Origin of the sequence: Vibrio crassostreae, assembly GCF_041439375.1 — a bacterium.
GTDB classification, from domain to species: Bacteria; Pseudomonadota; Gammaproteobacteria; order Enterobacterales; family Vibrionaceae; genus Vibrio; species Vibrio crassostreae_D.
On sequence record NZ_JBGONY010000056.1, the window covers coordinates 24,789 to 31,802 of the forward strand.

General features: G+C 41.5%; 5 protein-coding genes. All 5 read right to left on the reverse strand.

Features of this window, described 5'->3' with window-relative positions:
* Window positions 1-30: 30 nt before the first annotated feature.
* Window positions 31-1,521 (reverse strand): hypothetical protein, encoded by a 1,491-nt coding sequence (locus ACED45_RS19170; protein WP_371714773.1) that lies wholly within the window; start codon window positions 1,519-1,521, stop codon window positions 31-33.
* Between the two features lie 214 nt (window positions 1,522-1,735).
* Window positions 1,736-2,848: a tyrosine-type recombinase/integrase gene (locus ACED45_RS19175; protein WP_371714774.1), complete on the reverse strand. Its 1,113-nt coding sequence runs from the start codon at window positions 2,846-2,848 to the stop codon at window positions 1,736-1,738.
* A 981-nt stretch (window positions 2,849-3,829) separates the two neighbouring features.
* Window positions 3,830-4,354: a hypothetical protein gene (locus tag ACED45_RS19180; protein WP_371714776.1), complete on the reverse strand. Its 525-nt coding sequence runs from the start codon at window positions 4,352-4,354 to the stop codon at window positions 3,830-3,832.
* 199 nt (window positions 4,355-4,553) lie between these two features.
* On the reverse strand, window positions 4,554-5,321 hold the full coding sequence (locus tag ACED45_RS19185; protein WP_371714777.1) for a hypothetical protein: 768 nt from the start codon (window positions 5,319-5,321) through the stop codon (window positions 4,554-4,556).
* A gap of 292 nt (window positions 5,322-5,613) precedes the next feature.
* Window positions 5,614-7,014: tyrosine-type recombinase/integrase (locus tag ACED45_RS19190; protein WP_371714778.1), on the reverse strand; the 1,401-nt coding region annotated here is incomplete at its 5' end.

The following is a 7,014-nucleotide window of genomic DNA, read 5'->3' on the forward strand; positions in this document are numbered from 1 at the left end:
TAGTGAAGTAAGTTAGTCACGTGAACTAACTTACTTATCCATTGAAGCTTCGGCTTCAATTGTAGTCTTGGCCTTTTTAATAGCTTTAATTTCTCGGTTAACCCCTTGTGCTACCGAAGGAGGAAGCTCTAACGCGGCACTGAAAGCGGAGTCAAGATACTCAATCTGTTTTGTTGCCATCTTTTGGTCACGAGCATTGAGAGCAAGCAGCACTTTCTTAAACACACTGACCAACTTTGGCACGATAGCTTCTGTTAATTCTTTCGTTAGCTGAGATAGACGCGACTTTTGTGCCTGGAGCTCCGATACTTCTGTCATCACAGTATCTTTTTCAACTTGCAGATCGCTGAGATTAATTTGTACTTCAGTGACTTCATCCAGTAACTTTTCAAACTGCCCTTCTAGTGACTGGGTATTTTCTAGCAACTTGTCATACTGTTGCTCTGCCGATTGAATCTTTGCTTGAGCAAGCTCTAATTGATGAGTGTAATGATTATGGCTACGTTCAGACTTGGGTAAGCTTGCTTCTCTGTCCATTTTCTTGCGAAGCTCTGACTTCTGCTCCGTTTCAGGTGCAAAGTCTGCTCTTAGCGCTTTACTTTTAAACAAGTGCTCGTTAGCGTAATCCAATACCATGCACTGAAAGTAGTGGCCGAATTTTTTGGTTAATTTTCTGCTTAGTTTCCCATCAGCAGGTAGCAACTCCTCATCGGGAAAACTAGAACTGATGTACTCATTAACTACTCTAATCTGAGTCTTCCTTAAGTCATATTTACCTGTCTGGCTATTTTGACCTGATATAAAATAGTGAGTATGTGCTCCAGTAGTTACTTCAATGCTACGCTCATCGTCATGCGCAATGATTGCGCGAATAGGATAATCAGGGAAATGGTCGTCCAAAAATTTTTGCGTAAAGAGCATGTATTCCTCAACGCTGATAACATCAGTGCCAACATCCCACCGATGTGGAACTTTAAAGATGCCTTCTTGCAGAAAGACATGATTAGCGGCTGGCCGTTGTTGTAATTGGTTGTATGCGTTCAAATACGTTTCGAGCATTTTGATGCGTTGACCTTTCCTTTGCATTGGAAGCTTTTTAAACTGCTCTATGCGAGAGTACGAAACATGACCTTTTGTATTTAAGACATCTTGCAAAAACTTAGCAGCATCGACGTTACCTTTGCTCGTTTCACTCTCTATAGCTTTCTTAATTTTGAGGCGATATTGCCGCTGCTGAGTTTGCAGTTTGGACTGATTACGAATTTTAGGCTCTGGTGCGAATTGATATAACAGCTCCAGACGCTCCTCTTCAGACACTGAGTTCAAAGGCAAAATATTTGAACCAAGCCAAATTAAGTTGGAATCTGCAAGCTCCTCATTCCACTCCAACTTCTTAGTTTTATTAGCGGCTGTTGGCGGAGTAATACGCAATGAATGGGCAAGCGAATGTTCGCATTTAACTCTATCAGCAGGTTTTGATGTGAAGTTAAAGCGTCGATGAAAGAATCGAATTTCATTCATACTCACCCCCGAAGGGGTGAGTATGGCAGAGAGCCCAGAGAGACTTCTCTGGCCCGCAGCTCACGTTCATCTTTTTGGAACAAAAAGTGTGACGGGAGCGCCGCGGGTTGCTGTAGCGTCCCACTTTTTAAGTGGACGATTTTGGCACCAATGGTGCCATTCATGGCAGTTAAACTGCCATGGCTGCCCACGAAAATGACCACGCGTTCAATGTTCATGATGCATCTCCCGCGTTCAGAAGTGCTGCTTTGAGCTCAGGCTTATCCTGTATGAGAGCCTGCAACAACGACAGGATTTCTGGCTGATTTTTCGCGGGCTTGTCTCGCGGCTCTATGTGTGTGAATTCTGAGTGACCGAGGACATCTGCAAGGTGGCTCGCTGCCGCATTTGCGTAGTCAGGTGCATCCTTGCGCATCCAGCGACCATAATGCCTATCTATCATATGAGTATTGGTGTGCCCCATTTGCTTCGCTAACCAGTCTTTGCTAATTCCCGCTGTTAGATTCTGACTGGCATAGGTATGGCGCAACTGGCCGACACCACGATGCTTAATACCAGCTTCTTGCAAGAAACGGCTGAAGAAGGTTTTGCTAAATTGCTTAGCATTCAAGAAGGGCTGATTTGTCTCAATGTTATAAAACACAAAACGCACTTTTTCCTTTATCCATGTTTTGTTATCAGCCTGCAAAACAGAGATTGAGCGAGCACATTTGCTTTCTGTAATCTCTTGCTGTTGCTTCAGTAGATTAATCGCTATTTCATTTAGCTCCACTTCCCTAACTGACCTAGGGGTTTTAGGCACCTTATAATCGTTCAGTACTTTTGCACGTCGAATACGCAGCACTTTACGATGCCAGTCGATGTCATCCCAACCTATAGCAAGCATTTCTCCAATTCGAGCGCCAATTAGAATGCTTAACAAGCTCGCGTGTTTACCGCTGATACATTTCACAGGTGCATCGTACATTTTTTTGATTTCAGACTTCTCAAATGGCATTGGCTCTAAGTTAACGACACTTAGATTATCAATACCTTCCATCGGATCTATTTCTATCACTCCATCACGTTTTGCGCGTTTAAAAACAGCCCTGAGAATGCTCAAGTATTCGTTAATAGTTTTGTTCTTGTATCGGCGATGCAGTTTGTTAACGATGTCGTGTATATCACTATGAGTGAACTCACCCACTGGACGATTAGGCAGGTATGCCTTCAGCTTCTGTGCTTTGCTTTTGTCGGCTCTGAGAGTCGATGGCGCGACGGTATGCTTACGAAAATCTACGTTTTTATCTATAGCTTCTCTAATGGTTTCCTGCGGTTTAATTTTCACTTTGTTTCTCTTAGGCAGCTATCCTGCTGCTCTTCATTTTGAGAACAGCATACAAGCGTAAAAAGAGAAATGCACAACCGAAAATACTAATAATATTAGCTACTTATTATAACCTTTGGGCTTGTCCCTTTTTATCAATAAGTTACTTTTTAAAACTTTTTATAATTGAGTTTCACACTTCGAGGTTGAGCTTGGGTGTCTACCATGTACCAGAAGCAGCGATTCTACTGAACATTGATACAACGTTGCCGTCTGGATTATTGACGTGAACTCTTTTAGGGATTCGCTGTGAGAAAATGCTGCATCCAATTCAGAGCATTGCATGCGTTTTCCCGTTAACTCATCCACTGCATTACAGCATGATTCTATAACGTCACTTTTGGATAGCGTTGGCAATTGAATACAAGGAAAAGACTTTAGTCTGTTTAGGCTAGGGGCATTCTTTGAGTACAGAATGATGATTTTAAAACTAGTACATTGCTGTATGTAACCCAACCAGGTTAACAAATAGTTTGGTACTGAGTCGACAATTCGCAGGCATAGTACAACAACCTCGACACGTAGTTTCGATAGTAGGTCGATACAATCATAAATGCTGAGATCTGGCTGAATTTCAGAATTAATTTGCCTGCTCAGTTCATCCCTACGAAACTGGGAATTGTTTTCAATAAACTCGCGAACTAGTTTTTGATCAGGTGATACAAGATTCCAGACGATACCAATGATATGGTCTATTTGCTGAGCATGGATAGCTAGTGGGATGCACGTTCGTGTACCTCCTCTTGAGATCCTTCGCTCAAACTCTGGCGACTGAGTCCCATTCCATGCAGCTACCTCACAACGCGCAACCCGCTCAGTTACTGAATCTAGCCAACAATTTAGATGTGTTGTTATATCAGGAGTCCAAAATAGCATCATGGCCTCTACAGCAGCGTTAGTGCTGATATTCGGGTTGTTGGGGCCATTTGCTCGTATTCGTGACTAACCATAGCTAATGAAGCCTGATTGTTGAGCAGCAAACTGTAACAGTTGTAGAAAATCATTAAACTCAGATTTTCTGTTAGCGAAATAAGCGAGTAGCTCTCTAGTCTCACTACAGGATATGTTTGCCAGATATTCATCACCCTCATCAAAGTCATTTTCAGGATAGTAATACGCATAGGCTCTGGTACTAAATGACTGAATATCATCGATAATTGGCAGAATCTGGTTAAAATATGCATCGACACAAGCTGTATGAGAGATCACTCCATCTGAACTTGGGAAAAGTACCGCCAATGAGAGAGAAAATTCACTGTCTAATGCACTCAAAAAATCAATGAATTGAGTGAAACGTCTAAATCCAAATGCCAGCGAATGCTCGCATTTCAGCCCGACATAACAAGTTGATGTGTCCCAGCTCAGCGCATCAATATCAACGTTATCAATAACCTCTACGTTTTTCGGTAGACTAGAGCCTGGAACCTGCTGGCGTACAGTGTTGAATGCGTAAATCTCAATACCCATTGACTAATTCTCACTCATTAGCAGCTCAGTGATGTAATACCTATGAGAGTATTAGGTTATGACCAACTGAAGCTATTGATTAAAGTGGTAAGGCTCCCTTATACACAAGACAGTGTTATCACTATATCCTGCTAAAGGAGCTCTAGTTAGGTGGAAGCTCTGACAGTTCGAGTTTGACTGATGTTGAGTTCATGTACTTCTATTCGCTCAATGTTTCCTTCATAGACTCGAATTTCCTAGCTGCCAACTCATACTCAACTACATGCTTCCATTTGTTTTCACCATACTTGGCAATAAAATATGCCGTAAGTACCTCTAATGCATACCTTTCTGATGAGAATCTATATGGCATACAAAGATAATTCGCTTTAGGAGAAAGAATATTGATGGTGCAGTATGAGCGGCCGTCTTCACGATATCTTTGAAGTCGAATCGGAATGCCAGATGAATCAAACTGTCTTACCTGAGTGAGTTGAGTCCAAGAAGATGAATTCTCAATAAGAGAAGTCAAGATTCTAGGCTTTAACGTCTTTTGTTTAATCTGACTGTAAATGTTGGAGAAACTAGTCATTTCCTCAATCGTACTAAATCCATACATATCAATCAGAAAGCGGCTAATTAACGACTCTTTGACTGTGTATTTTTTGTCTTTTTGGAGATATAAACAGATTTTCGCTGCTAATAAATCTAACGACTTAATGCTAGGTGGAAAGTCATTTTCGATCTGGAATACTGACGACGAGATAGCACGCCTTACAGCAATCACGATAGAGTGGTAACCAGGCACAGTTCTGGAACCATATCTACCCTTGCTATAAATTAGAAATCTTACAGCAATACAATGTACAAAAAATTTGTCTAGCGGTTCGGAAGTTGGTTTATGGAGCCTATAACGCTGGAGCATCGCCCAACATTGCTCATGGTTTAACATTTCATTGATAGTGATAGGAAAAGTAGTATCAGACATAGTAATCAACTCCACCCTTCATAGTATTAGCTCTTTTTTGGTATGAAGGGCACAGTTAATTGAAAATATAATGCTGAGCTCTGTTCGCGATAAAAGAGTAAACGCTATCAGTTGCCTACGCGGGACTTACGCTGAACCGTACAGAGAACGTACTAAAAGATTACGTCAACAGCATCGTCTCTGTCAACACCTCGATACAGAAATAATCCTTTAAAAACAATTATTTAAGTTATAATAATTAGCCTAAAAGATTGATATCTAACTAGTTAGGACAGAATGAAGATGCTTATATTTATTCCAAGCTAAGCGCAAAGCTATTTACGGCATCGCTAAGAAGTTCTGGTTCAAGTGCTGAACCATAATGTCCAAAAGTCATGCTGTTGTTCCTGTGTCCTACGATCTGTGACACTATGTATTCAGGAATGCCTATCTTTTTAAGTTCATCAATAAAGGTATGCCTGAACGAGTAAGCAGTTGGTCGATTCCCAGCCCTAAAGCCACAAGCCGTCAATACATCACCCATCGTATTTCTATAGTCTTTCGACCAGTCAAAATCTTCTCCACGAGGCGTAAAATCAAATAGTTGAATGCAGCCTAGTTGTTTACGCTCGCGGACATAATTCAAAAAGCCTTCTTCTAACAGGCAATGATGAATGGGTACTTGCCGATTTGATGACGAATTTTTGAGGTGCTGTCTATCACCAGCCTCAGTAAAGTGAATGGTAGGTATCGACTTATCAAAATGAATATCCATGACTCGAAGCTGACAGGATTCTGATGGTCGACAACCATGTCTAAACATAACCATGGTAGCCCAACGGAAAGACTCGTCCTGTTGTTTAAATGCCTGACTATTAAATAGACGCTTTAACTCTGAAATACCCCAGCGAGTACGCTGGGAAGAATCCGACCCTGATTTACTTGGGAGCTTTACTTGAGTGAAAGGGTTACTCTGTAAGAGCTCATGCACTACGCACCAGTTGAGAAACTGTTTATTGGCCGCCAAATAGTCCTTCAGCGTTTTATGACTTAACCCACGGCAAAGCAATTCGTCACGATATGCCATGGCAACCGAGCTAGAAATTTTGGCCGCCTCATGTTTTTTACAATAAGCTAAGAAATCACCACAGCGCTGCCGAAGTTGTTTAAGAGTTAAGTTCGTTACTTTCTCTAACGCCTTAGACGCAATAAATCTCTCTAGAGCCTGTTCATCCACCTGAAGCGCAGTGTTATTTGGCTTGGTTTCTTTATTGATAGGTAGAGACTTGCATAGTGCTATATCCACACGACTTTCTTGCTGGAATTGTTGCCGAAGTTGATTTACCTGTTCATTCAACTGAGCTTTAAATGTGTTGTAAGGAAGCTGCTGGGAATCAGCATCAGTGAAAAGAGCAAAGATCAGTTTGGTGTGCTCGACATTGCGTAAGTACGCTACTCGTCTTTCGCGTGTAAACAAAGAGAAACGGATCTCTTTTGGGTAACCCATTGAGCGAAGAGAAAGGGGAGTTGCAACACGTGTGTAATACACGCTATTTGGAAGTCTCAACAAATACATCTGTATTATCCTTTTGTATTTGTCGACTTTTGAGGTATAAAAACGAAAAAACCGCTGTAAAAACAGCGGTTTAATCTTTAAAAGTGGTGGAGGGATAGGGATTTGAACCCTAGAACCGCTATTAACGGTTGCCGGTTT